This window comes from Pigmentiphaga kullae (assembly GCF_004216695.1).
In the GTDB taxonomy this organism is placed as follows: Bacteria; Pseudomonadota; Gammaproteobacteria; order Burkholderiales; family Burkholderiaceae_B; genus Pigmentiphaga; species Pigmentiphaga kullae.
In genome coordinates this window covers 918174-941452 of the sequence record NZ_SGXC01000003.1, presented here as the reverse complement: position 1 = coordinate 941452, position 23279 = coordinate 918174, and the positions used below count along the sequence as shown (strand labels likewise).

The following is a 23279-nucleotide window of genomic DNA, read 5'->3' as shown; positions in this document are numbered from 1 at the left end:
CTCAGTCGTCGGCGGTCTCGCCCACCTGCTCGGGCGGGATCTCGAACACCTGCCGCAAATACGCCAGGTAGGCCTTGTCCTCGCACATGGTCTTCTCGGGCGTGTCGGACACCTTGGCCACCGGCTGGCCGTTGCACTTGACCATCTTCATGACCACCTGCAAGGGCTGGTAGCTCAGGTCGTTGGTCAGGTTGGTGCCGATGCCGAAGGCGGTGATACAGCGCCCCGCGAAATGCTTGGCCAGGCTGATCGCCAGCGGAAAGGTCAGGCCGTCCGAGAACACCAGTATCTTGGTGCGCGGGTCCACCCGGTTCTGCTTGTAGTGCTCCAGCAGGCGCTCGCCCCAGGTGAAGGGATCGCCCGAATCGTGCCGCGCGCCGTCGAACAGCTTGCAGAAATACATATCGAAGTCGCGCAGGAAGGCGCTCATGCCGTAGACGTCGGACAGCGCGATGCCCAGGTCGCCGCGGTATTCGCGCGCCCAGACCTCGAAGCCATAGATCTGCGAGTCGCGCAGGCGCGGCCCCAGGCCCTGGCAGGCCTGCAGGTATTCGTGCGCCATGGTGCCCAGCGGCGTCAGCCCGTGCTTCATCGCGAAGTACACGTTGCTGGTGCCCGAGAAGTTCTCCCGCATCTGGTCTTTCAGCGTGATGATGACTTCCTCGTGCCAGGCCTTGGAGAAACGGCGGCGGGTGCCATAGTCGGCGATGTGGAAGTCGCGCAGGGCGGGATCGCCGCGCACCAGTTCCACCTTGCTCATCAAACGCTGGCGGCCCTCGGCATAGGCCGGCACCAGGTGGTTGTTGCGGAAATAGACCTCGTTGACGATGGCCAGCACGGGGATCTCGAACAGGATGGTGTGGAGCCAGGGCCCCTGCACCGTGATGTCGAGTTCTCCGGGGGACTGCGACTTGGACACCGAGATGCAGCGCCTGGGCAGATGGAACAGCCGCAGGAAGTCGACGAAGTCGCTCTTGATGAAGCGCAGGCCGCCGAGGTAGTCCAGTTCCTCCTGGGTGAAGCGCAATTCGCACAGCGCATCGATTTCTTCGCGGATCTCGTCCACATAGGGATGCAAGTCTATCCCCGGGGTCCGGCACTTGTACTTGTACTCGACCTGCGCCGCCGGGAACTGATGCAGGACGACCTGCATCATCGTGAACTTGTAGAGGTCGGTATCCAGCAAAGACGTGATGATCATGGCTACGAACCGCTCTGGTTGCCGTAGGGGGTGCCGATGTTGCCGGCGGCCATGCCGTAGACGTGCTCCACGCCGGGGAAGGCGCCGGTCTCGACTTCCTGGGCATAGCGCCGGAAGGCCTGCAGGACCGCATCGCCGCCGGCGGGCGCCCCGACCATGTAGTTCTTGACGAACTTGGCGGGCGTGGCCGTCAGGCCCAGCATGTCGTGCAGGACCAGCACCTGGCCCGAGCACGCCACCGAGGCGCCGATGCCGATGGTGATCAGTTGCACCGCTTCGCACACCTGGCGGGCGACGGGATCGGGAACGGCCTCGATCACCATCATGGCGGCGCCGGCCGCCTCGACCGCGCGGGCATCGGCCACGATGCGGCGCGCCTCGGCGTCTTCCTTGCCCTGCACGCGATAGCCGCCCAGCGCATGCACGTGGGACGGCAGCAGACCGATGTGGCCGCAGACGGGAATGCCGCTGCGGGTCAGCAGTTCGATGGTGGGCGCCAGCTCGGCCCCGCCCTCGATCTTGACCATCTGCGCGCCCGCCTGCATCAGCGTCACGGCGTTGCGCAGGGCCTGCTGGGGACTTTCCTGGTAAGTGCCGAAGGGCATGTCGGCCAACAGGAAGGGGCGGCGGGTGCCGCGCGCCACGCAGGAGACGTGGTAGGCGATGTCCTGCAACAGCACGGGCAGCGTCGAATCCCTGCCCTGCACGAGCATGCCCAGCGTATCGCCCACCAGAATGCAATCGACCTGCGCATCCTCCATGACCTTGGCGAAACCGGCGTCGTAGCACGTCAGCATGGAAATCTTCCGCCCCGCGGCAAGCTTCTTGCGCAGGACGTTCAGGGTGGATCGCATCGTACGGTCTCCAGGGATGCCTGTTGTGTAACCGAAGAAAATAGCACAAGAGAGGACTTGCCCCCGCCCAGGACCGCCCTACCGCCCACTCCCATGGCCCTTCAAGGGGAATGGACAGCCGAACCGCGCGAGTCCGGTAAAATCACAGGCTGACCTGAACTTTTATCCAGCATCGTCCTGGAGCCGCCTATGACTCACGTCGTCACCGAGAACTGCATCAAGTGCAAATACACCGATTGCGTGGATGTCTGCCCGGTCGACTGCTTTCGCGAAGGCCCGAATTTCCTGGTGATCGACCCTGACGAGTGCATCGACTGCGCCGTCTGTATCCCCGAATGCCCGGCCAATGCCATCCTGGCCGAGGAAGACGTCCCCGCCAACCAGATGCATTTCATCCAGATCAACGCCGACCTGTCGCAAAGCTGGCCCAGCATCACCCGCACCAAGCCGCCCCTGCCCGACGCCGACGAGTGGAAGGACAAGGAAGGCAAGCTGGATCTGCTGGAAAAGTAACCCCCCCTACGCGCTACGCGCGCCCCCCCAGGGGGGCGGCACTGGCGGACCGGCAAAGCCGGATCCGCTGTGCCCTGGGGTACAACCAGGCTGGCGAAGCGCCGCGTTTCTTTGGCCCGTGGTCCGCAAGCCGTTGCGGGTACTCCTGCCAGCCGACGCTCAGGAATTGATGTATCGATGTCTGAAAAGAAGTACACCGTCGAGACGGTTACCTGGGTCAAGACCTGGGTGCCGCACAAGCTCTTCTCGTTCCGCACGACGCGTTCGCCCGGCTTTCGGTTCGTGCCGGGGCAGTTCGCGCGGCTGGGCGTCGAGCGGCCGGACCCGGATGCCGAGGACGGGTCGGGGCGCCGCATCGTCTGGCGGGCGTATTCGATCGTGTCGGCGCCCTACGACGATTTCCTGGAGTTCTTCTCCATCGTCGTGCCCGACGGCGAGTTCACCAGCGCGCTCGAGCACCTGCGCGAGGGCGACAAGCTCTATGTCGACAAGACCAATTTCGGTTTCCTGACCACGGCCGCCTTCCCCAGCGGCAAGGATCTGTGGATGCTGGCCTCGGGCACCGGCCTCGCTCCGTTCGTCTCCGTCCTGCAGGACCTGGAGGTCTGGGAGACCTACGACCACCTGATCGTGGTCCACAGCGTGCGCACGGCCGAGGAACTGGTCTACCGGGACACCATAGAAGGATTGCGCGAGCACGAGGTCTTCGGCGAATTCTGCCGGGAACAGCCGGGCAAGCTGATCTACCTGCCCTCGGTCACGCGCGAGCGGGTCGAGGGCGCCCTGGATGCCCGCATCACGACGCTCATCGCCAGCGGCGAACTGGAGCGCCGGGCCGGCGTCACGCTGGATCCGTCGCGTTCGCGCATCATGTTATGCGGCAACCCCGAAATGGTGTCTGATTTGCGCAAATTGCTGGCGGATCGCGGTTTCGGGGCCTCCCGCCGGGGTAAACCAGGCAATCTGGCCGTGGAAAACTATTGGTGACACCGAGCTGCGCGGCCGGCGCGACACACCGATTGTGCAATGCAATATAATCGGTTGACTGGTGAATCGATTGCCCACCCGTGGTCTGGAGCAAGGATGCTGTATCAACTGCATGAATGGCAGCGCGCCCTGTTGACGCCTTTTGCCCACTTCGCCGACGCCTCGGCGCAGCTGTTCTCGAACCCCTATAGCCCGCTTGCCTACACCCCGCTGTCGCGGCGGCTGGCGGCCGGCTACGAGCTGCTGTACCGGCTGGGCAAGGACTACGAAAAACCGGCCTGGGACCTGCCGACCACCACGCTCGACGGCGCCGAGGCCACCGTCACGGAACAGATCGCGGCCGCCCGGCCCTTCTGTAACCTGGTGCATTTCGTGCGCACCCCGGTGGCGCCGCGCAAGACCGCGGCGCGCCGCAAGCCCGACCCCACCGTGCTGCTGGTGGCGCCGCTGTCCGGCCACCATGCCACGCTGCTGCGCGACACCGTGCGCGCGCTGCTGCCCGAGCACGACGTCTACGTCACCGACTGGATCGACGCCCGCATGGTGCCGCAGTCGGCCGGCCCCTTCCACCTGGCCGACTACGTCGACTACATCCGTGACTTCATCCGCCAGCTGGGCCCTGACGTCCACGTGATCTCGGTGTGCCAGCCCACGGTGCCGGTGCTGGCCGCGGTCTCGCTGATGGCCTCGGACAACGACCCCAAGCTGCCGCGCAGCATGATCATGATGGGCGGCCCCATCGACCCGCGCAAATCACCCACGCAGGTCAACAACCTGGCCAAGACCAAACCCTACTCCTGGTTCGAGAACACCCTGATCCACCGCGTGCCGCCGCGCTTCCCCGGCTCGGGCCGCAAGGTCTACCCCGGCTTCCTGCAGCACGCCGGCTTCGTCAGCATGAACCCCGACCGTCACCTGAAGTCGCACTACGACTTCTACCTGGACCTGGTGCGCGGCGACGATGACGATGCCGAGGCGCATCGCCGCTTCTACGACGAATACAACGCGGTCCTGGACATGCCCGCCGAATACTACCTGGACACCATACGCACGGTGTTCCAGGATTTCGAACTGCCGCGCGGCGTCTGGAAGGTGAACGGCCAACTGGTCAAGCCCGCGGACATCCGGTCGGTGGCGCTGTTCACGATCGAAGGCGAGCTGGACGACATCTCGGGCTCGGGGCAGACCGAAGCCGCGCAGGATCTGTGCAGCGGCATCCCGGCGAACCGCAAGCGCCATTTCACCGCCCCGCGCTGCGGACACTACGGCATTTTTTCGGGACGGCGCTGGCGCGAGGTCATCTGTCCCCAGATCGCCGAGTTCATCCGCCAGCACCAGGACGCGGCTTGACGGGACGCCAGCCGTGAACCGGATCGACCTGGTCGATGCGCAACTGCCGCAGACCCAGTGCACCAAGTGCGGCTATGACGGCTGCCGGCCCTACGCCCAGGCGCTGGTCGACGACGAGGTGCCGATCAACCGCTGCCCCCCGGGCGGCGACGTCGGCATCGCCCGGCTGGCCACGGTGCTGGGCAAACCCGTCCTGCCCCTGGACGAGACACGCGGCCTGCATGTTCCCCTGCACGTGGCCCGTATCGACGAGCAGCACTGCATAGGCTGCACGCTGTGCATCCAGGCCTGCCCCGTGGATGCCATCGTGGGCGCCAACAAGGCCATGCACACCGTGCTGGCGGCCCTGTGCACGGGCTGCGACCTGTGCGTGGCGCCCTGTCCCGTCGATTGCATCAGCATGGAACCCGTCCAGCCGGCGCGCGCCTGGACCGACGACGATGCCGCCGCGGCCCGCTCGCGCCACCAGCGGCGCGCCACGCGCCTGGCCCGCGAAAGCCGCGAGGACCAGGAACGCCTGCGCGCGCGATCGGCCGTGCGGGAGCAGGACTCCCCGGCGCTGCCGGCCACGGCCACGGTCGCGGGCGCCGACGATGCCGCCGAACGCAAGCGTGCCATACTAGAGGCCGCCCTCGCCCGGGCTCGCTCGCGGCGCGCGCACTGACCCCGTCCCGTCATCACAACAACGGCCCGAGCCGTGTCCGCATGAACGCCGCCAAACGACTAGCGATCTTCGAGCGCCTGCGCGCCGCCAATCCCGCCCCCCAGACCGAACTCGAATACGGGTCGACCTTCCAGTTGCTGATCGCCGTCCTGCTGTCGGCGCAGGCCACCGACAAGTCGGTCAACCTGGCCACGCGCCGCTTCTTTCCCGAGCACGGCACGCCCGAGCGGCTGCTGGCACTGGGCGAGGAAGGACTCAGCCACTACATACGCACCATCGGCCTGTACAAGACCAAGGCCAAGAACGCGATCGCCACCTGTCGCATCCTGCTGGAACAGTACGGCGGCGAGGTGCCGGCCGACCGCGAGGCGCTGGAAGCCCTGCCGGGCGTGGGCCGCAAGACCGCCAACGTGGTGCTCAACACCGCGTTCCGGCAGGTGGCCATGGCGGTCGACACGCACATCTTCCGCGTCGCCAACCGCACCGGCATCGCGCCGGGCAAGACCGTCCGCCAGGTCGAGGACAAGCTGCTCAAGGTCGTGCCCAAGGAGTTCCTGCTGGACGCCCACCACTGGCTGATCCTGCATGGCCGCTACATCTGCGTGGCGCGCAAGCCCAAGTGCCCGCAGTGCGGCATCGCCGACCTGTGCGAGTACAAGGACAAGACGCCCGCCGCCGCCTAGCGCGGCCGGGACCTGCCGCCGGGTACGCGGTTTGCGTGCTGCGGACTTGAGCGGGGATGCCGCACGGCGCGACAATTCCCCTGCCAGGCTTGTGAAAGGAGCACGCCATGTCCAACATTACCTTGTCAGGCACGGACGAAAGCCTGCCTGAAGACAGCGGCAAGAGCGGCAAGCTCGGACCCAGCGATACCTCGGATTCCGGCAGCGACTTGGCCGGCCTGCCCGAGGACGAAGCCGGCACCGATTCGGGCAAGACGGGAGAACGGCTTTCCGTCGACCCCGACGAGGAAGAACGCACCGGCGCCGACGTGCTGCCGGACGAGGTGGTGGACGAGGAACGCCTGGCCCGCTCGCACCCCGGCGACGACGAGGACGACGCCACCCGCGCCCGCCGCTGAATCGCCCGGGTGCGGCGACGGCTCAGTGCTGCATGGCGCGGGACTCCCGCGCATCCATCGCATCCGACGGCCGGGCTTGCACCTTGTCGCTCAGGACAGGCGGCGCCACGGGGTCGAAATCCACCCAGTCGCCCTCGCGCCACCGGCCCTCGGCCTTTTCCACGTCCTTGCCGCCGCAGTCCCTGAGCACCAGGGCTGCGGCGGATTCGGTCGCGACGGTAACGTGGACGGCGGTCAGCACGCCGGCCCGCCGCATCCCCGTGCTGTGGCCGGCCCGATAGGCGCGCGTCGCGCTGCGGGTGGCCACCAGCGCGCCCCCCAGCGAACCGATGTAGGCGCCGACACCCACCGCGATGACCAGGGCCAGCACGGATCCGGCGGCATACAGCCAGACGATGGAACCGATCACGGCTCCCGCCAGGCCCAGCAAGGCGGCACCGGCTATCGCGCCGTGCTTGGTCTTGCGCGACCCGGGGTCGGCGGCCTGGTCGCCGCCCAGGGGATAGCGGTCATGCTGGCCGGCGGGGTTGACGAAGAAGATGGAGACGTCCTCCTGGGCGAAGCCGGCGGCGAACAGCTTGCGGCCGGCTTCCTCGGCCTCGGGAAAGGAGTCGAAACGGGCAGCGACGATGAGCGACACGGCAATCTCCTCGAATCACGAACGAGGTATTGCCAGCATGTAGCGTGCCGCGCCTCACTCGCCCGGCGGCGTGGGGGGCGGAGGCGGCAGTTCCGGGTCGATGGGATCGGGCTGCTGGGCCGGCGGGACCGGCGGATCCCCCACCGGCTGGTTGGGCGGATCGCCCACCGGCGGCGGGTCCTTGACGGGGGGATCGGGGGGAACCGAGTGCGCGTACAACCGGGACATGTCAGGGCTCCATGGCATTTTGCGCCTTTCGCGATAGCAGCAGGCGCGCTCAGGAAACCGGCACGTCCTGCATGTCCGCCTCGCGGGCGTTGTCTGCGGCGTAATCCTCCAGCCGGTTGTAGAGCGTCTTCAGGCTGATGCCCAACACTTCGGCCGCGTGCTTCTTGACGCCCCCGCAGTGCTGCAGGGTGGCGAAGATCAGCCGCCTGTCGGCCTCAGCAAGCGACGTACCCACGGGAATCGTGACGATGGGCTCGCTTTCCGCCTTGCCGGCCGGCGCCAGCTGGATGGGCGCCGCCACCGTGTCGATCAGGCCGCCGTCGGTCATGATGAAGGCACGGTGCACGTAGTTCTTCAGTTCCCGCACGTTGCCGGGCCAGGCATGCGAGGCCATGTCGGCCAGCATGGCGGGCGAGAAGGCCTTGGCCGACTTGTGGGTCTCGTTCAAGAGGTCGAGGAAGCTCTGGGCCAGGAGCTCGACGTCCTTGGACCGCTCCCGCAGCGGCGGCAGATGGATGGGGAAGACATTCAGGCGGTGGTACAGATCCTCGCGCAGCTTGCCCTCGGCCACCGCTTCCTGGGGATTGCGGTTGGTGGCGGCGATGATGCGGACGTCGCACTCGGTTTCCTGGTTGGTGCCGACGCGCATGAACAAGCCGGTCTCGAGCACGCGCAGCAGCTTGACCTGGAGCTCGATCGGCATCTCGGTGATCTCGTCCAGGAACAGCGTGCCGCCGTGCGAACGCTCGAAATAGCCCTTGTGCTGGCGCTCGGCGCCGGTAAAGCTGCCGCGCTCGTGCCCGAACATCTCGCTTTCGATCAGGTTCGGCGAAATGGCGCCGCAGTTCACCGCCAGGAAGGGCCGCTTGCGCCTCAGGCTCAGGTCGTGCAGCGTCTGCGCCGCCAGCTCCTTGCCGGTGCCGCTTTCGCCGATCAGCAGCACGGTGGCTTCGGTGGGCGCGACCTTGCCGATCTGGTCGTACAGGTCCTGCATGGCGGGCGAGCCGCCCAGCATGCGGCCGAAGCGGCCGAAGCGGCGCAGTTCGCCGCGCAGCGAACCGATTTCGGCCTTCAGGTCGCCCGCCCGCGGGATGCGGTCCAGGATGGCCTTGAGCCGCTGCATGTTGATCGGCTTGATGAGATAGTCGGCCGCGCCCAGGCGCAGGGCGTCCACCGCGCTTTCGACGCTGGCGTGCCCGGTGATCAGGATGACCTCGACGGGGATGGACGGATCCAGTTCCTTGAACAGGTCCATGCCGCTGCCGTCCGGCAGCTTCAGGTCGGTCAGGACGACGTCGGGACTCTGGCGCACGATCTGAATGCGGGCCTCCCGGAGGTCTCCCGCAACGGCGGTGGTGAACCCCTCGGCGCCGACGATTTCCGCCAGGGCTGCCCGGGTGTTCGGCTCGTCGTCCACGATCAGGACATGCGGCATGCAGTGTGGCTCCTCGATGCGATGATGATCGGAATGGCCGGACGAAGGCGGTTAGCGTCTGGGCGCGAGCAGGCCGATGACCACGCCCACCGCGATGGCGATGCCCACCGCCCGCCACGGATTGTCGTGCACGTAGGCATCGGTCTGGGCCGACGCCTGCCGGTAGGACTCGGCGGCGCCGCGGCGCACGTCGTGGTACAGGTCCTGGGCGCGATCCAGCTGGTCGCGCAGCCGCGCCCGCGCCGTGTCCAGTTCGTGCCCCGCCTGGCCCGCCGTGCTCCGCAGAAGCGCCTCGGCATCCTCGACCAGGCCCCGGACCTGCCCGATGGCGCCTTCCACGTCACGCAGTCCCGCAACCCGATGCTTGCCCATAGCTGCTCCTTGTTGATGTGCCGATCAAGGCAATTACGAAGAAAATGGCCGGCAGTCGCAACATTGCTTACTCCTTGTATAGACTGCCTCCCCCCTGGCCCAAGTGCAAGCAATAGGTAAGAATTACATGAAAACTTGTAAATTCCCCTGACCAGCGCGCGGGGCCTGCCACAGCCCGTTACCATCCCCCCGGCGGCCGGCTTCCGGCATGCGGGGCACCCTGCTTAGAATGAAGCTCCCGCCCCGCCTTGGGCACTCCCGCCCTCGGCCCACCCTGGAGATCCATGCGGAAGGAACAGGCAATGCGCCCTGACGAAGCCTTGGCACCGATAGTGGAAACCGATGCGCCCGACACGGCCGGCGGCCACGCGGCGCCGCTCGCGGCCGAACCCGTTTGCCCGGCTCTCCCGCCCCAGTACTACGGGCTGCTGTATGGCAGTTCCGGGCCCATGCGCGAGTTGTACCAGCAGATCGAAAAGGTGGCCCCCACCGCGCTGACGGTGCTGATCGTGGGCGAAAGCGGCACCGGCAAGGAACTGGTCGCGCGCACGCTGCACGAGAAGAGCCCGCGCGGCGGCGGCCCCTTCATCCCGGTCAACTGTGGCGCCATCCCCGGGACGCTGATCGAGGGCGAACTGTTCGGGCACGAAAAAGGCAGCTTCACCGGCGCCATCCAACAGCACGTGGGGTATTTCGAGCGCGCCGCCGGCGGCACCATTTTCCTGGACGAGATCACGGAAATGGCCCCGGAGATGCAGATCAAGCTGCTGCGCGTGCTCGAGACCTCCACCTTCCACCGCGTCGGGGGGACGGAACAGCTCTCCACCGACGTCCGGGTCATTGCCGCGACCAACCGCGATCCCCAGATGGCGGTCCAGGAAGGACGCTTCCGGGAAGACCTGTTGTACCGGCTGGCGGTGTTCCCGCTCCGGGTTCCGCCCCTGCGCGAACGGCCCGCCGACATCGATCTGCTGGCGCAGCGTTTCCTGGACCAGCTCAACGCGACCGAGAAGACCCGCAAGCGCTTCGCGCGGGGCACCCTGGACGGCCTGCGACAGTACCACTGGCCGGGCAACGTGCGGGAACTGAAGAACGCCGTGCACCGGGCATTCATCCTGGCCGACGACGAGGTCGAAGTGCAGAGCCCCGAGCCCGCGCCGCGCAACCGCCGGGTGGTCCGGCGCGAGGGCAGCCTGGAACTGGCGGTGGGCATCCCGCTGCCGGACGCCCAGCGCGAACTCATCCTCGCGACGCTGTCGCACTTCGGCGGCGACAAGCGGCAGACCGCCAGCACGCTGGGCATCAGCCTGAAGACGCTCTACAACCGGCTGGACGCCTACAAGCACGGCGGCGGCGACGCCTAGGACCTGTTCGCGCTAAAAGGAGCTCGCACAGGCCGGAAACAGGCCCTAGCGTCCGGCCGCCGCTACAGCCAGCGCTCCAGCAGGCGCGACATGAATTCCTTTAGCCTGTCCGACAGCGGCCGCTTCTTCCACTGTTCGAGCGCGACCGGGACGGACGCCTGCCGGTCGCGCTCGAACAGGGCCTCCATCTGGGAACCGAAATCGGCCCCCAGGATCACGGCATTGATCTCGTGGTTCAAGGTGAAGCTGCGCCAATCGAGATTGCTGGAGCCGGCCGTGGACCAGACGCCGTCCACCACGGCGGTCTTGGCGTGCAGCAGCACGTCCTTGCGTTCGTAGATCTTCACGCCGGCTTCGAGCAGTTCCTCGTAGTGGGAACGGCCGGCATGCAGCACGATCGAGAAATCGCTGAACCCCGGCAACAGCAGCGTCACGTCCACCCCGCGGCGGGCGGCGTCGGCCAGTGCCGCGATGAAGCCCGGATCGGGCACGAAGTAGGCCATGGTGATGTGCACCGACCGCTGCGAGCTGTTGATGGCCGACAGCAGCGTCAGGTAGATGGCATGGTTGTCGGTCGAACCGGGGCGGTTGACCAGGATGCGCACCACGTGCGGCCCGCGCTTGGGCTGTTGCGGCAGAAAATCGATATCGCCCAGCGGCGGCCCGCCCTGGCTGCGCCAGCCTTCCAGGAACACGCGCTCGACGTCGGGCACGGCGGGACCGCGGATGCTGATGTGCGTGTCCCGCCAGGGCGCGTCCTGCCGGCCCTCGGCCTCGTGGGCCCGGGCCGAACCTGCCACCGGACGGGACGCGTAGACGTCGCTCAGGTTGATCCCGCCGACGAAGGCGACCTCGCCATCCACCACCAGGATCTTGCGGTGGCTGCGCTCGTTGATGGACCAGTTGCCCCGGCTCTTGAGCGGATTGACGGGATTGAAGAAGACCACCTGGACACCCGCCTGCCGCATGCGGTCGAACAGATCGGGCGGCACGGACAAGGTGCCGATGTCGTCCACCATGACGGCCACGGCGACGCCTTGCGCGCGCTTGGCGATCAGCATCTCGGCCACGAGATTGCCGATCCGGTCGTCCTCGAAGATGTAGCTTTCCAGATGGATGAAGCGGCGCGCGGCGCCGATGGCTTCCTCCATCGCTCGATAAGTGCTGGGACCGTCGCCGAACAGCCGCACTTCGTTGCCGACGACCAGCGGCGCATCGGTCACCGCCTCCTCGACCTGCAGGTGCCGCGCCAGGAAATCGCCCGCCTGGCCCCGGGCGTCCAGTTGCTGGATGACGCGGCGGCTCTCGCGGTAGGTCAGCAGACCGGTTTCGCTGGAGATGCGGACCTTGCGCCGCGGCTCGGCGCCGCTGGCCGGATCGGGAAGCGGGTTGGCGCAGCGGCACAGCAGCACCGCGCACAGGCCGTACAGAAGAACGCGCAGGAAACTTCGCATGTTTTTCTCATTCTGTTACGAGACAGACCCGTTGCGTCGAACATAGCCCCTGTCCAGCCGGCGTTTGCACCGGTAAAACTTACCGAAGCGGCAAGAGCTGCACGCTATTTTCCACTGTCCCGCGCATCATGCCTACGGCTTCGCATTGGCACGAAGCTTGCACGTAGGGGGATTGCGACATTCAACGGCCGGCGGTCCGGCCAAGCATGGGAGACGGCATTGGTTCAAGCTACTTACGACATGCGCGTGCGGCAGCAACTGTCCTTGACGCCCAGGCTCCAGCAGTCCGTCAAGCTATTGCAGATGTCCGCGCTCGAGTTCACACAGGAGCTGCAGCAAGCCATCGCGAACAACCCCTTCCTGGAGGAAGACGACCAGGACGCCTCGGCCGCGGCACAGGCCGGCGAATCGATTCTTCCGGTGGACCGCAATGCCGCCAGCCCGGACGAGGCCGACGGCACACCCGAGCCTCCTCCTCCCGCGTTCGACCCGGAGCCCTACGGCGGCAGTTACGCCGGCACCCGGACCCGCGACGACGATGGCGAGGACCGGCCCGACATCGGGCAATGGACGCACAGTTCCATGGGGCTGCACGACTACCTCCACCAGCAGTTGTGCGGCTACCGGCTGGGAGACCGCGACCGGCTGCTGGCCGAGATCATCATCGAGGCGCTGGACGAGGACGGCTACCTGCGCCAGGACTTCGACGACCTGGCAGCCACGCTGTCCGTGCAGCCCGCGCCCACGCACGACGAATGGATGGTCGCGCTGACGCTGGTCCAGCACCTGGACTCGCCGGGGCTGGCCGCCCGCAGCCTGGGAGAATGCCTGCACCTGCAACTGGCGGCGCAGCGCGAAGCCACCCCCGGGCGCGCGCTGGCAATGGCAATCGCCGACCGCTACCTGGACCTGATGGCGCGCCGCGAGACGGCGGAGCTGCGCCGCCGGCTGGGCTGCAACGACGAGGAATTGGCGGTGGCCTGCCGGCTGATACGCAGCCTGACGCCACGGCCGGGGTTCGCCTTCTCGGAAGAAGGCACCGATCACATCGTGCCCGACGTGATCGTGCGCAAGATCCGCAACAAGTGGGTGATCTCCACCAACCCGGCGGTCATGCCCAAGGCCCGCCTGCACCAGGCCTACGCCAACCTGTTCCGCAAGGCGCGCTGCGACGACCGCGCGCCGCTGGCGCAGGAACTGCAGGAGGCGCGCTGGCTGATACGCAACGTCGAGCAGCGCTTCACCACCATCCAGCGCGTGGCCGAGGCCATCGTCGCGCACCAGCGCACCTTCTTCGACTACGGCGAGATCGCGCTCAAGCCGCTGGTGCTGCGCAAGGTGGCCGAGGAACTGGATCTGCACGAGTCCACGGTCTCGCGCGCGACGAACAACAAGTACATGGCCACGCCGCGCGGCGTGTTCGAGTTCAAGCATTTCTTCTCGCGCGAACTGGCCACCGAAACGGGCGGACGGTGTTCCGCCGCGGCCGTGCGCGCCCTGATCCGCGACATGATCGCCGCCGAGAACCGGCGCGACCCCCTGTCCGATGTCTCGCTGACCCGGATGCTGGCCGAACAGGGCGTGGTGGTAGCGCGCCGCACCGTCACCAAGTACCGCGACCTGATGAAGCTGCCGCCCGCGGAATTGCGCAAACAGCCCTGAGCCATTAAAACGCGGGGATGGGGCATTGCCCTTCCCGCGGAATCTGTCGATGCGAACAAAAAGAATTCTTGCCGCCGTCGTTGGAATCATCGTCCTTCTGGTTGCCGCCGCGCTGCTGACCGACTGGCGCTTCCTGCGGGGGCCGGTGGAACGGCTGGCCACCGAGAAGCTCGGACGGCAGGTGGTGCTCGAGGACTTCCGGATGCGGCTGCGGCCCGTCACCCGCATCCGGCTGCACGGACTGGCCGTGGACAACATTCCCGACGCCAGGCCCGAACGCATGCTGGAAGCCGAATCCATCGAGGTCCACGTCCGGCTGCTGCCCCTGCTGCGGCGGGCCGTCGTGCTGGACCTGCTGTCGGTGGACGGCGCCCAGGCGCACCTGGCCCGCGATGCCTCGGGCGCCAACAACTGGACCCTGGCCACGCAGGACGACGGCGGACCGCCCCCCGACGTGGTGCTGCGCGCGCTGTCCTTGAACCGCGTGAAGGTGAACTACGACGACCGCGTGCTGAAGGCCGATGCGCACCTGCAGGCCGACAGCATGGAGACGCCCGCCTCGGGGCCGGCCTACGGCATGAAGCTGGAATTCGGCGGCCGCTACCATGACGCCGCGTTCGGCGGCGTGGCGCGCACCGGCGGCATCCTGGCGCTGCGCGATTCGGGCACGCCCTTCCCCTTCTTCATCGACGCCAAGGGCGGCCCCACCCGCATCCGGGCCGAAGGCCTGGTGGGCGATCCGTTCGGCGACGCCACGGTGGACGTGGCGCTGGACATCGCCGGGCCCACCCTCTCCACGCTGTATCCGTACATCAACCTGCCCCTGCCCACCACCCCGCCCTACCGCATCAAGGGCCGCCTGAAGCGTGCCGGCATGAACTTCGACCTGTCGGGCATGGCTGGCACGATAGGCTCGACCGACATCTCCGGCGATGCCAGCTACGAGATGCGCGGCGACAAGCCCATGCTGCGTGCCAGGCTCAAGAGCCGCGTGCTGGACATGAAGGATCTGGGGCCGCTGATCGGCGTACGCGACGATGCGCCTGCGCAGAAGACGCAGGCCGCGCCGCGGCCCGCGGTCGACCGCCGCATCCTGCCCGATGCCGAATTCAGGCTGGAGCGGCTCAACGCCATCGATGCCGACGTCACGCTGGACGCGGGCGACGTGCGCGTGCGCGGTCCCTGGGCCTTCGACGACTTCTCCGCCCACCTCATCCTGCACGACGGCGTGCTCAAGCTGGTGCCGCTGAACTTCGGCTACGCGGGCGGCGAACTGCGCTCGGACATCACGCTGGACGCGCGCCAGCCGGTGATACGCACCGATGCCCGTATCGGCGTGCAGCGGGCGCGCCTGAACCGGCTGTTCCCCGACGTGAAACTGATGCAGAAAAGCGAGGGCACGCTGGGCGCCGACGTAAAGCTCAAGACGGCGGGCAATTCGATACGAGCCATGCTGGGGCGTGCCGACGGCACGGTGGGCATGGCCGTGACCGGCGGCGAAATCTCCAACCTGCTGGTCGAGGCCATCGGCCTGGACGCCTCCCAGGCGCTGGGCTTCCTGATCGGCGGGGACAAGGAAACACGGCTGCGCTGCGCGGTCGCCACCTTCGGGGTCAAGGACGGCATCGCCACCTCGCAGGCCCTGGTCATCGACACCGACGACACCCGCATCGACGGCCACGGCACCATAGACCTGCGCAACGAGCGCCTGGCGCTGCGCTTCGAACCCCGCCCCAAGGACAAGAGCATCCTCGTGGCGCGCTCGCCCATCGACATCGTCGGCACCTTCGGCGCGCCCGACTTCAAGATCGACAAGGCCTCGCTGTTCGCGCGCGCCGGCGCCTCCGTTGCACTGGCCTTCATCAATCCCCTGGCCGCTCTGATCCCGCTGATCGAAACCGGCCCGGGCACCGATGCCGACTGCCAGGGGCTGTTGTCGAACCTGCGCGAGGCGCGCCGCAACGCCGACGCGCCCGCCCCCAAAGGCAAGGGCAAGGCGCGCTGAGCGCGAGCGGGCGGATCAGTCCTCGTTGCGCGGCACGCTGGGCTCGCGCCGGCCGCCGCTGGAACGAAGATCGGTATCTTCCTGGCCCGACTGCACATCCTCGTAAGCCTGCTCGATCACCTTGCGCGGCGCGCTTTCCTGGCTGTCGTGCGATTCATCGTGCTCGTGGGGCAGCCGCGGCTCGCCCCTCCCCAGGTCGTCCTGGGTGCGGGTGCGCTCCGGCCGCCGCTTCTCGGGTTCCTTCATGCGAGGCTCCTCAGCGCGCCAGCCTCAGGCCGGCATACTGCCAGCGCGAACCCGGCGCGAAGAAATTGCGGTAGGTGTGGCGGATGTGGCTGCGCGGCGTGGCGCAGGACCCGCCCCGCAGCACCATCTGGTTGATCATGAATTTGCCGTTGTATTCCCCCACCGCGCCCGCGGCCGGGCGAAACCCCGGATACGGCAGGTAAGCGCTCTGCGTCCATTCCCAGACACCGCCCAGGAAACCGGGTGCGTCCGCGCGCAGCCGCGCCGGGTGCAGCAGCCCGGACTCGGCGAAATCCCCGTCGGCCGGCAGGCTGGCGCCCTCGGCCATGGCCTGCGCGGCGGCACGCTCCCATTCCTGCTCGGTCGGCAGCCGGGCGCCCGCCCAGCGGGCATAGGCATCGGCCTCGTAGTAGCTCAGGTGGCAGACGGGCTCGGCCGGATCCATGGGCAGCGGGCCGGCCGCCGTATGGCACGCCCATCGCCCGTCGTCCCGCATCCAGTACAGCGGCATGTCCCAACCGCCTCGCACGCGCGCATCCCAGCCGTCGGACAGCCACAGGTCCGGCCGGCCATAGCCGCCGTCCTCGATGAAAGCCAGGTACTCCGCATTCGAAACCGGGCGCTGCGCCAGCTCGAACGCCTCCACCCAGACGCGATGCCGGGGCGCCTCGTTGTCGAAGGCGAAACCGTCGCCCGCATGCCCCAGGTCCGCCAGCCCCGCGTCGTAGCGTCGGAACGCCGCCGGCCCGGGATCCGCCATCGCTTCCCCGGCCGGAGCCGGACGCCACCCGGGCAACAAGGGGTTGTGCCAGAAGTGATGCTTCAGGTCGGTCGCGATCAGTTCCTGGTGCTGCTGCTCGTGGTGCAGGCCCAGTTCGACCAGCGCCAGCGCCTGCGGCGGCGCGGCATCGTCCATCCATTCGAGCAGGCGTTCCAGCACCGACTGCTGGTAGGCCATGACCCGGTCCAGCGACGGACGCGAGAGCAGTCCCCGCTGCCCGCGCGGATGGCGCTCGCCCACGCCCACGTAGTAGGAGTTGAACAGCTCGCGGAAGGCCGGATCGAAGGGCCGGAACCCCGGCTGCCACGGCTCGAGCACGAAGGTCTCGAAGAACCATGCGACATGGCCGACGTGCCACTTGACCGGACTGGCCTCGGGCATGGACTGCAACATGCAGTCCTCGGGCGTCAGCCCGTCCAGCAGCGCCAGCGTGGCCGCGCGCACGCCCGCCGCCCGGCGGGCCAGCAACTCGGGAACGAACACATCGTCGCGCGCGTTCATCGCTGCGCCAGGAAAACGCCGAACCACGAACGCGGATCGGTCCACATGTCGCGTACCGAGAAACCCGCCCGCGCCAGCATGGCGTCGAACTGAGCCGGCGTGTACTTGTACGAATGCTCGGTCACGATGTCCTCGCCGGCCTCGAAGACCCGCTCCGACGATCCCCAGCGCACGCGCTGCCGCTGCCTGGCCCGCAACCGCATCTCGATACGGCCGTGGCCGTCGTCGAAACGCGACTCGTGATCGAATTCGGCGGGCTGGAAATCGCTGCCCAGCACACGGTTGCACACACGCAGCACGTTACGGTTGAATGCCGCCGTCACCCCCAGGTCATCGGCATAGGCGCGCTCCATCACGCGCCTGTCCTTGCGCAGATCGGCGCTGATCAGCAGGCTGCCGCGCGGGCCGGCCTGCCTGCCGATCGCGGCCATCAGCGCGACGGCCCGCTCGGGATCGAAGTTGCCGATGGACGATCCGGGGTAGAAGAACACCGGCGGATGTTCCTGGATGTCGGCCAGATGCCGGCTCAGATCCAGGTCCGCCGAAAAATCCGCTTCCACCGCCACGCAGTCGACCTGGGGAAACTTGCGCCCCAGCGCGGCCACTTCGTGCCGCAGGCAATCGGCGGCGATGTCCACGCCCAGGTACCGACAGGCGTCAACGTGGGCAAGCCAGGCGCGCGACTTCGCGCAATCCCCGCAGCCCAGATCGACCCATTGGAGGCGGCGCGGCAGGGCTCGGGCGATGGCGCCGCGATGGGCCTCGAAGATCGCCCGCTCGGTGCGCGTCGGGTAGTACTCCTCGAGTTCGCAAATGGCGTTGAACAGCACGCATCCCTGCGCGTCGTAAAGGAATTTCGGATCGATGTGGGCCTGGGCGGCCCGCAGGCCGGCAGCCAGTTCCGCCGCGCGATTGTCGAGCGGCGCGGTATCGGCGCGCCGCCCGGGGGACGGTGCGCCTTCCATCGAAAAGGCGGTGTCGTTCCCGGCCATCCTGTGCGCGGGACCTCGAAGCATGGTGGTCAATATGGGCTCCTTGGGACAGCGGCAGAGCGTCCTCCCCCCGGCCGTAGCAAGCGCGATGCCTGACCATGGCCGTCGGACATGGCCCCAATCTATACGCTCGTCGCTTCCCGGGGAACAGGAATGGATGTAACCCTTGCCTACGGCGCTGCAAAAGGGGCGGGATTCGACCGTAAACCGAAACAAACTATGGCGGCCACCCCAGTTTTTCCCTCATGGGCCAGCCACTAAGCTGATGACTGTCGGGACGGAACGCTTCCGTCCTCCCCCAATCATCGAGGAATTTCCATGAATATCGCCATCATCGGCGCCACCGGCAATGTCGGCAGCCGCCTCGTCAACGAAGCCCTGGCCCGCGGCCACCACGTCACCGCCATCGCCCGCCACGCCTCCAGGCTGGCCGCGCGCCCCGGACTGGACACGCTGGACATCGACCTGGCCGACGGCGCGAAGCTGGCCGGGGCCCTGCGCGGCAAGGACGCCGCCATCAGCAGCGTCCGCTTCGCCACGTCGCCCCTTGCCGCCGTCCTCGGCCCCGTCAGGCAGGCCGGCCTGCGGCGGCTGCTGGTGGTGGGCGGCGCGGGCAGCCTGGAAGTGGCCCCGGGCGCCGCCCTGGTGGACACGCCCACGTTCCCGGCCGAGTACAAGCCCGAGGCGCTGGCCGGCCGTGACTGGCTGAACGCCCTGCGCACGGAAAAGGATCTGGACTGGACCTTCCTGTCGCCTTCGGCGCTGTTCGTGCCGGGCGAGCGCACGGGCACGTTCCGCCTGGGCGGCGATACGCTGCTGACCGCGGCGGACGGCCGCAGCTGGATTTCCATGGAAGACTTCGCCATCGCGATGCTGGACGAAGTGGAAAAACCCGCGCATACGGGCCGGCGCTTCACCGTGGGCTACTGAGCGCGTCGCGGCCGGGCAACGCGTAACGTGATGCCTCTCCCAGGGGCGTTACATGTGGCGACGATTGCAACAACCCGCACAAACCGCCGGCCGGGAATCGCCCCTACAGTGAGGCCATCGCAGTCTCGGAGAATATGCATGAAACGGCTGGCAATGGCAGGGCTGCTGGGCGCGGCCCTCTTGGCCATCAGCGCGACGGCCCAGGCCCGCGTGAGCGTGTCCATAGGCATCGGCATACCCGGTGTCATCTATGGTCCGCCTCCCGTGTACATGGCCCCCGCGCCGGTGTATGTGCCGCCCCCCGTCATGGTGGTGCCGGGGCCGGTCGGCTACGTGCCCTATGATCCGTATTGGCGCGAACGCCGATGGGAACAGGAACGCCGCTGGGAGCGTCAGCAGCGCTACCGGGAAGAGCGCTACTACCGGCGCCACGGCTACCGCGACTGAACGACGGCCCCTTCCACGGGGCCGTTTCTTTTGCCGGCGACCATATCCGGGGGCGCGACCGAATGTCGCGAGTTGCGGCAGATCATTGTCATCTCCGGCCGAGCACTGATACCTTAGGCGTAGCCCCCAACGTACAACGGGAGTACGCCCCTGTCCCGCCCCGCCTCCGCGCGCTCCGGCGACGCGCTCCGCCCTTCCCCCGGCGACTGGCTGCAACTGGCCGGATCGCTGACGTGGCTGGTCCAGGCCGGCATCCTGGCCTCGGCGGTGCAGCGCATGGCGGCGGATCCCGGCGACGTGGCCGCTGGCCTGCTGGCCGCCGCCTGCTTCCTGCTCGCCGGCGTCCTGCGCGCGGCGTGCGATGCGTGGGGCGCGCGACTGAGCTTCCAGGTCGCGCGGCGCCGCCTGTCGGCACTGCGCGCCGCCGCCGTCGACGCGCTGGCGGACGGCTCCCCGCTGGACAAGCGGCGCCCCGCCGCGGGCCAGGCGGCCAGCGTCCTGGCCGAACAGGCCGATGCGGCGCAGCCCTATCTGGCCCGCTATCCCGCCATCCAGTTGAAGATGCTGGTCATGCCGCTGGCCATCCTGGCGGCCGTCGCGCCGCTGTCATGGATCGCGGCGCTGGTCCTGCTGGCCTCGGCCCCGCTGATCCCGGTTTTCATGGCGCTGGTGGGCTGGCGCGCCCAGCGCGCCAGCCAGGCCCACCTGGCGGAAATGGGCACGCTGAACGCCTTCCTGCTCGATCGACTGCGCGGACTGGCCACGCTGCGGGCGCTGGATGCCGTGGACGCCACCACCGGACGACTGGCATATGTTGCACAAACACTGCGTACGCGTACCATGGCGGTACTGCGCATCGCCTTCCTGTCCTCGGCGGTGCTGGAATTGTTTTCCGCCATCGGGGTCGCCATGGTCGCGGTCTACGTAGGATTCCACCTGCTGGGCACCCTGCCCTTCGGCACCTGGGGCGGTCCTCTCACCCTGGGCCAGGGGCTCTTCGTCCTGCTGCTGGCGCCCAGCTTCTTCGAGCCGCTGCGCGACCTCTCCACGGCCTGGCACGACCGGGCCGCGGGCCGGGCGGCGCTGGAGGCGCTGCGCGCGCTGTCCTCGGCGCCATCGAAGCTGGTGGGCGGCGCCGCACCCTTCCCGCCCGCCAGCGGCGCGCCCGCCCGCCGCCCGCCGCCCGCCGTCGAACTCGTCCAGCTACGCTTCGCCCACGCCGAAGCGGCGTCTCCGGTCGTCGACGGCATCGACCTGCGCGTGGCGCCCGGCGAACGGGTGGCCATCATGGGGCCGAGCGGCTCGGGCAAGTCGACGCTGCTGGCGCTGATCGCCGGCCTGGTGCCCGCCCGGTCCGGCGCCGTCGTCATCGACGGCGTGGCGCTGGATGACCACAGCGCGCCGCGCCTGCGCGCGCGCATGGCCTGGATAGGGCAGAAGCCGCACGTATTCGCCGGCACGCTGGGCGCCAATGTCGCCCTGGGCCGCCCGGACGTGGATGCCCGGGCCGTGGGCCGAGCCCTGGAGGCCGCGACCCTGGAACAACTGGCGGGACGCGAAGCAGGACGGCCGCTGGGCGAATCCGGCACCGGCCTGTCCGGCGGCGAATGCCTGCGCCTGGCGATGGCCAGGGCGGCCGCGGCGCCCGGCACCGACCTGTGGCTGGCCGACGAACCCACCGCGCATCTGGACGCAGCCACGGCCCGGGAACTCACCCGCCGGCTGCTGGCCCAGTCCGCGGGCAGGACCCTGATCGTCGCCACGCACGACCCCGAACTGGCCTCGCGCATGGACCGCGTGATCGACCTTGCCGCGCCGCGCGCGGCGCCGGCCGATACGGAAACGGTCCCGCTGGCGGCCGTGGGCGCGGCCTCATGAAAGCCTCCATCCACGCCGTGCTGCGGCTCTTCTTCGCCGACCGGCGCCGCCTGCTGTGGGGCGGCGTCGCGCTGGCCGCGCTGACGGTCTTCGCCGGCATGGGGCTGCTGGGCCTGTCCGGCTGGTTCATCACCGCCACCGCGCTGGCCGGGCTGGCCGCCGGCACCGCCCTTGCCTTCGACGTGTTCACGCCCGGCGCCGGCATACGGTTGCTGGCCCTGGTCCGCACCGCCGCCCGCTACGGCGAGCGGGTCGTCACCCACGACGCGGCGCTCGCGGTCATCGCCGCGCTGCGTCCCCGGCTGTTCGCGGGCTGGGCCCGGCCCGAGGCCGCGCGCCGGCTGCTGGCGCGGCCGGCCCGGCTGCTGTTCCGGCTGACCGCCGACGCCGACGCCCTGGACGTGCTGTACCTGCGCCTGCTGGTACCCGCCGGGGCCGCCTGTGCCGCCATCGCCCTGGTCGGCGTCATGCTGGGCGCGATCAGCCTGCCGCTGGGCCTGGGCATGGCCGGGTGGCTGCTGGCCACGGGCGCCGGCATCCTGGCCTGGACCGCGCGCCGCAGCCGCCGCGCCGCCTGTCGCCGCGCGTATGCGATCGAAGCCCTGCGCGCGCAGGCCATCGACCTGGTCTCGGGCCAGACCGAACTCGCCATGGCCGGCCGGCTGGCGGCGCAATGCCGGATACTGGCGCGGACCGAGCACCGGCTGGCCACCGCCGACGACGCCATCAACCGCGCCGACGCGCAAGGCGGTTTCCTGCAGGCCGTGGCGGGCACCGTGGCCCTGGCCGCCACGCTGGCCGCCTGTGTCCTGCTGGTGGCCGGCTCTGCCATCGGCGCGCCGGTGGCGGCGCTGGCCCTGCTGCTCGTGCTGGCCAGCGCCGAGCCGCTGACGCCGCTGCGGCGGGGAACCCTGGAGCTGGGCCGCACCCTCCTGGCCGTCCGCCGCCTGGCGCCACGGCTGGAGGCGCCGGAGTCGGGCCCGGCCCCCGCCGCCTCGGGCGACATCCTGCTCGAACATGCCAGCCTGCACCATGGCGACCGGCCCGGCCTGCATGCCCACGCGGCCCTGGAAGGCATCACCCTGGCGATCCGGCCCGGCGAACGCGTGGCCGTTGTCGGCCCCAGCGGCGCCGGCAAATCGACCCTGCTGGCGCTGGTGGCGGGCGAACGGCTGCCGTCCACCGGACGGGTCCTGGCCCCCGCCTCCTGTCTGCTGACCCAACGTACCGAACTGTTCCAGGACAGCGTGCGCGACAACCTGCGCCTGGCCCGCATCGATGCCGGCGATGACGCCTTGTGGGCCGCGCTGCGGGCCGCGGGCCTGGAGCAGACCATCGCCGCCCTGCCCGCCGGGCTGGACACGCGCCTGGGCGAAGGCGGCCTGGGCCTGTCCGCCGGCCAGGCCCGCAGGCTCGCGCTGGCGCGGCTGTTCCTGCGACCCACGCAATTGTGGCTGCTGGACGAACCGACGGAAGGACTGGACGCGCCGACCGCGCGCGACGTGGTCGCCCGGCTGGCCGGGCAGGCCCACGGCCGGACCCTGCTCATCGCCACCCACATCCGGCGGGAAGCCGCCCTGGCGGACCGCATCGTCGTGCTGGCCGCCGGCACCGTGGCCGCCGACCTGCGCCGCGGCACCCCCGCCTTCGAACATCGACTTCACACCCTGCGCCCGGACTGAGGAGGAAGCTGG

At 68.8% G+C, this 23279-nt stretch carries 23 protein-coding genes; 13 read left to right on the top strand and 10 right to left on the bottom strand.

Going from position 1 to position 23279, the window contains the following annotated elements; genetic code table 11:
• Position 1: 1 nt before the first annotated feature.
• A complete protein-coding gene (pncB, locus tag EV675_RS27265) occupies positions 2 to 1201 on the bottom strand; it encodes a nicotinate phosphoribosyltransferase (RefSeq protein WP_130361762.1) in 1200 nt (399 codons plus the stop codon).
• 2 nt (positions 1202 to 1203) lie between these two features.
• The gene (gene panB, locus EV675_RS27260; RefSeq protein WP_130361761.1) at positions 1204 to 2055 is read right to left on the bottom strand and encodes a 3-methyl-2-oxobutanoate hydroxymethyltransferase; all 852 of its coding nucleotides are present in this window, start codon (positions 2053 to 2055) and stop codon (positions 1204 to 1206) included.
• A 189-nt stretch (positions 2056 to 2244) separates the two neighbouring features.
• Between panB and fdxA the strand changes: the two genes are divergently transcribed.
• From fdxA to EV675_RS27230, 6 genes are all read left to right on the top strand, one after another.
• On the top strand, positions 2245 to 2568 hold the full coding sequence (fdxA, locus tag EV675_RS27255) for a ferredoxin FdxA (protein ID WP_130361760.1): 324 nt from the start codon (positions 2245 to 2247) through the stop codon (positions 2566 to 2568).
• Positions 2569 to 2745: 177 nt separating this feature from the next.
• Positions 2746 to 3555 (top strand): ferredoxin--NADP reductase, encoded by an 810-nt coding sequence (locus EV675_RS27250; RefSeq protein ID WP_130361759.1) that lies wholly within the window; start codon positions 2746 to 2748, stop codon positions 3553 to 3555.
• 96 nt (positions 3556 to 3651) lie between these two features.
• Positions 3652 to 4905, top strand: a complete 1254-nt coding sequence (locus EV675_RS27245; protein ID WP_130361758.1) for a polyhydroxyalkanoate depolymerase — start codon at positions 3652 to 3654, stop codon at positions 4903 to 4905.
• A gap of 13 nt (positions 4906 to 4918) precedes the next feature.
• On the top strand, positions 4919 to 5569 hold the full coding sequence (gene rsxB, locus EV675_RS27240) for an electron transport complex subunit RsxB (RefSeq protein WP_242621610.1): 651 nt from the start codon (positions 4919 to 4921) through the stop codon (positions 5567 to 5569).
• Positions 5570 to 5610: 41 nt separating this feature from the next.
• On the top strand, positions 5611 to 6252 hold the full coding sequence (gene nth / locus EV675_RS27235; protein WP_130361756.1) for an endonuclease III: 642 nt from the start codon (positions 5611 to 5613) through the stop codon (positions 6250 to 6252).
• 107 nt (positions 6253 to 6359) lie between these two features.
• Positions 6360 to 6650: a MatE family transporter gene (locus EV675_RS27230; RefSeq protein WP_130361755.1), complete on the top strand. Its 291-nt coding sequence runs from the start codon at positions 6360 to 6362 to the stop codon at positions 6648 to 6650.
• A 22-nt stretch (positions 6651 to 6672) separates the two neighbouring features.
• On the opposite strand, the gene EV675_RS27225 is transcribed toward EV675_RS27230, so the two are convergent.
• The 4 genes from EV675_RS27225 to EV675_RS27215 are packed head-to-tail and all read right to left on the bottom strand — an operon-like array spanning position 6673 to position 9325.
• A complete protein-coding gene (locus tag EV675_RS27225; RefSeq protein WP_242621609.1) occupies positions 6673 to 7290 on the bottom strand; it encodes a hypothetical protein in 618 nt (205 codons plus the stop codon).
• A gap of 54 nt (positions 7291 to 7344) precedes the next feature.
• The gene (locus EV675_RS30225) at positions 7345 to 7518 is read right to left on the bottom strand and encodes a hypothetical protein (RefSeq protein WP_161567855.1); all 174 of its coding nucleotides are present in this window, start codon (positions 7516 to 7518) and stop codon (positions 7345 to 7347) included.
• Positions 7519 to 7567: 49 nt separating this feature from the next.
• Complete coding sequence (locus EV675_RS27220) at positions 7568 to 8953, bottom strand: sigma-54-dependent transcriptional regulator (protein ID WP_130361754.1); 1386 nt, start codon at positions 8951 to 8953, stop codon at positions 7568 to 7570.
• Positions 8954 to 9004: 51 nt separating this feature from the next.
• Positions 9005 to 9325 carry an ElaB/YgaM/YqjD family protein gene (locus EV675_RS27215; protein WP_130361753.1) on the bottom strand — a complete coding sequence of 107 codons (321 nt, stop codon included), beginning with the start codon at positions 9323 to 9325 and terminating at the stop codon, positions 9005 to 9007.
• Positions 9326 to 9627: 302 nt separating this feature from the next.
• Between EV675_RS27215 and EV675_RS27210 the strand changes: the two genes are divergently transcribed.
• Entirely contained in the window at positions 9628 to 10689 is a 1062-nt protein-coding gene (locus EV675_RS27210) for a sigma-54 interaction domain-containing protein (protein WP_130361752.1), read from the top strand.
• Between the two features lie 62 nt (positions 10690 to 10751).
• Here the strand turns inward: EV675_RS27210 and EV675_RS27205 are convergent, their stop codons facing one another.
• A complete protein-coding gene (locus tag EV675_RS27205) occupies positions 10752 to 12143 on the bottom strand; it encodes a phospholipase D-like domain-containing protein (protein WP_130361751.1) in 1392 nt (463 codons plus the stop codon).
• A 219-nt stretch (positions 12144 to 12362) separates the two neighbouring features.
• Here EV675_RS27205 and EV675_RS27200 point away from each other — a divergent pair, with 219 nt between their 5' ends.
• Positions 12363 to 13805 (top strand): RNA polymerase factor sigma-54, encoded by a 1443-nt coding sequence (locus EV675_RS27200; RefSeq protein WP_278044784.1) that lies wholly within the window; start codon positions 12363 to 12365, stop codon positions 13803 to 13805.
• A gap of 49 nt (positions 13806 to 13854) precedes the next feature.
• Positions 13855 to 15810 (top strand): AsmA family protein, encoded by a 1956-nt coding sequence (locus tag EV675_RS27195; protein ID WP_130361750.1) that lies wholly within the window; start codon positions 13855 to 13857, stop codon positions 15808 to 15810.
• A gap of 15 nt (positions 15811 to 15825) precedes the next feature.
• Here EV675_RS27195 and EV675_RS27190 read toward each other — a convergent pair whose 3' ends face one another.
• From EV675_RS27190 to egtD, 3 genes are read right to left on the bottom strand one after another with little or no spacing between them, the layout of a single operon-like run.
• On the bottom strand, positions 15826 to 16056 hold the full coding sequence (locus EV675_RS27190; RefSeq protein WP_130361749.1) for a hypothetical protein: 231 nt from the start codon (positions 16054 to 16056) through the stop codon (positions 15826 to 15828).
• 10 nt (positions 16057 to 16066) lie between these two features.
• Positions 16067 to 17338, bottom strand: a complete 1272-nt coding sequence (gene egtB / locus EV675_RS27185) for an ergothioneine biosynthesis protein EgtB (protein ID WP_130361748.1) — start codon at positions 17336 to 17338, stop codon at positions 16067 to 16069.
• A complete protein-coding gene (gene egtD, locus EV675_RS27180) occupies positions 17335 to 18354 on the bottom strand; it encodes an L-histidine N(alpha)-methyltransferase (RefSeq protein ID WP_242621608.1) in 1020 nt (339 codons plus the stop codon). The genes egtB and egtD overlap by 4 nt, the downstream gene beginning before the upstream one ends.
• Positions 18355 to 18648: 294 nt before the next feature.
• Here egtD and EV675_RS27175 point away from each other — a divergent pair, with 294 nt between their 5' ends.
• The 4 genes from EV675_RS27175 to EV675_RS27160 all read left to right on the top strand — a co-directional run bounded on the left by EV675_RS27175 (position 18649) and on the right by EV675_RS27160 (position 23267).
• Positions 18649 to 19260 (top strand): NAD(P)-dependent oxidoreductase, encoded by a 612-nt coding sequence (locus EV675_RS27175; RefSeq protein WP_130361747.1) that lies wholly within the window; start codon positions 18649 to 18651, stop codon positions 19258 to 19260.
• 138 nt (positions 19261 to 19398) lie between these two features.
• A complete protein-coding gene (locus tag EV675_RS27170) occupies positions 19399 to 19707 on the top strand; it encodes a hypothetical protein (protein ID WP_130361746.1) in 309 nt (102 codons plus the stop codon).
• Positions 19708 to 19974: 267 nt separating this feature from the next.
• Positions 19975 to 21585: a thiol reductant ABC exporter subunit CydD gene (cydD, locus tag EV675_RS27165; protein WP_423213248.1), complete on the top strand. Its 1611-nt coding sequence runs from the start codon at positions 19975 to 19977 to the stop codon at positions 21583 to 21585.
• Positions 21582 to 23267, top strand: coding sequence for an amino acid ABC transporter ATP-binding/permease protein (locus EV675_RS27160; protein ID WP_130361744.1), 1686 nt, complete (start codon positions 21582 to 21584; stop codon positions 23265 to 23267). The genes cydD and EV675_RS27160 overlap by 4 nt, the downstream gene beginning before the upstream one ends.
• Positions 23268 to 23279 lie beyond the last annotated feature (12 nt).

Excerpts from the sequence above, each read along its gene's own strand:
- pncB (WP_130361762.1), bottom strand. The coding sequence starts at position 1,201 with ATGATCATCACGTCTTTGCTGGATACCGACCTCTACAAGTTCACGATG.
- panB (WP_130361761.1), bottom strand. The coding sequence starts at position 2,055 with ATGCGATCCACCCTGAACGTCCTGCGCAAGAAGCTTGCCGCGGGGCGG.
- fdxA (WP_130361760.1), top strand. The coding sequence starts at position 2,245 with ATGACTCACGTCGTCACCGAGAACTGCATCAAGTGCAAATACACCGAT.
- EV675_RS27250 (WP_130361759.1), top strand. The coding sequence starts at position 2,746 with ATGTCTGAAAAGAAGTACACCGTCGAGACGGTTACCTGGGTCAAGACC.
- EV675_RS27245 (WP_130361758.1), top strand. The coding sequence starts at position 3,652 with ATGCTGTATCAACTGCATGAATGGCAGCGCGCCCTGTTGACGCCTTTT.
- nth (WP_130361756.1), top strand. The coding sequence starts at position 5,611 with ATGAACGCCGCCAAACGACTAGCGATCTTCGAGCGCCTGCGCGCCGCC.
- EV675_RS27230 (WP_130361755.1), top strand. The coding sequence starts at position 6,360 with ATGTCCAACATTACCTTGTCAGGCACGGACGAAAGCCTGCCTGAAGAC.
- EV675_RS30225 (WP_161567855.1), bottom strand. The coding sequence starts at position 7,518 with ATGTCCCGGTTGTACGCGCACTCGGTTCCCCCCGATCCCCCCGTCAAG.
- EV675_RS27220 (WP_130361754.1), bottom strand. The coding sequence starts at position 8,953 with ATGCCGCATGTCCTGATCGTGGACGACGAGCCGAACACCCGGGCAGCC.
- EV675_RS27215 (WP_130361753.1), bottom strand. The coding sequence starts at position 9,325 with ATGGGCAAGCATCGGGTTGCGGGACTGCGTGACGTGGAAGGCGCCATC.
- EV675_RS27210 (WP_130361752.1), top strand. The coding sequence starts at position 9,628 with ATGCGCCCTGACGAAGCCTTGGCACCGATAGTGGAAACCGATGCGCCC.
- EV675_RS27205 (WP_130361751.1), bottom strand. The coding sequence starts at position 12,143 with ATGCGAAGTTTCCTGCGCGTTCTTCTGTACGGCCTGTGCGCGGTGCTG.
- EV675_RS27195 (WP_130361750.1), top strand. The coding sequence starts at position 13,855 with ATGCGAACAAAAAGAATTCTTGCCGCCGTCGTTGGAATCATCGTCCTT.
- EV675_RS27190 (WP_130361749.1), bottom strand. The coding sequence starts at position 16,056 with ATGAAGGAACCCGAGAAGCGGCGGCCGGAGCGCACCCGCACCCAGGAC.
- egtB (WP_130361748.1), bottom strand. The coding sequence starts at position 17,338 with ATGAACGCGCGCGACGATGTGTTCGTTCCCGAGTTGCTGGCCCGCCGG.
- egtD (WP_242621608.1), bottom strand. The coding sequence starts at position 18,354 with ATGCTTCGAGGTCCCGCGCACAGGATGGCCGGGAACGACACCGCCTTT.
- EV675_RS27175 (WP_130361747.1), top strand. The coding sequence starts at position 18,649 with ATGAATATCGCCATCATCGGCGCCACCGGCAATGTCGGCAGCCGCCTC.
- EV675_RS27170 (WP_130361746.1), top strand. The coding sequence starts at position 19,399 with ATGAAACGGCTGGCAATGGCAGGGCTGCTGGGCGCGGCCCTCTTGGCC.
- EV675_RS27160 (WP_130361744.1), top strand. The coding sequence starts at position 21,582 with ATGAAAGCCTCCATCCACGCCGTGCTGCGGCTCTTCTTCGCCGACCGG.